We start from the raw sequence: 477 nt of genomic DNA, 5'->3' as shown, positions 1-477 counted from the left end.
TAAACATCGTGACTTTATTGCTGCCAACCTATATGTAGAATAACAACTCTTACTCCTACTATAATTGAAAAAATAAGCCATCTACTTAGAATGCATTACAACATATTAAAATTTATCATAAATACTACCGTTAAATAGTGAAACTATATCACCAATTGCTCCTATACATGCGAATAAGAAATAGTAACTGGCTGTTGAAATTTCCTTGCTAAAAAGTTCTTTAAATGCCTGAATAAAAATCTGTTCAAACTTAAACCAACTAAGTACCCAAGCAATTATAATAAAACTAACAATTGTCATTCGGGTTAATCCTCCAACATATTCTTTGACTCCTTCAACTATAACAAAGAATAGTCATGTATTGGAGGTTTTTAAAATACATGGAAAATTCAACAAACTTATGCTGTTACACCCGTAGTTCAAGAGAGTTCTCAATTTATATCCCATAAATAAATTGGAGACTTTTCATTATTAAAA

Annotated in this window: 1 protein-coding gene; it reads right to left on the bottom strand. The window is 29.4% G+C overall.

Annotation, left to right across the window (positions count from 1 at the left end):
- Nucleotides 1-105: 105 nt before the first annotated feature.
- Nucleotides 106-300, bottom strand: coding sequence for a hypothetical protein (locus tag V7014_RS20230; protein WP_335509707.1), 195 nt, complete (start codon nucleotides 298-300; stop codon nucleotides 106-108).
- Nucleotides 301-477: the final 177 nt, after the last annotated feature.

The sequence above is a fragment of the Bacillus sp. JJ722 genome, assembly GCF_036963345.1.
In the GTDB taxonomy this organism is placed as follows: Bacteria; Bacillota; Bacilli; order Bacillales; family DSM-1321; genus Bacillus_AD.
The sequence above is the reverse complement of the archived record's forward strand: the minus strand, read 5'-3'. Positions and strand labels throughout refer to the sequence as shown.

Excerpts from the sequence above, each read along its gene's own strand:
- V7014_RS20230 (WP_335509707.1), bottom strand. The coding sequence starts at position 300 with ATGACAATTGTTAGTTTTATTATAATTGCTTGGGTACTTAGTTGGTTT.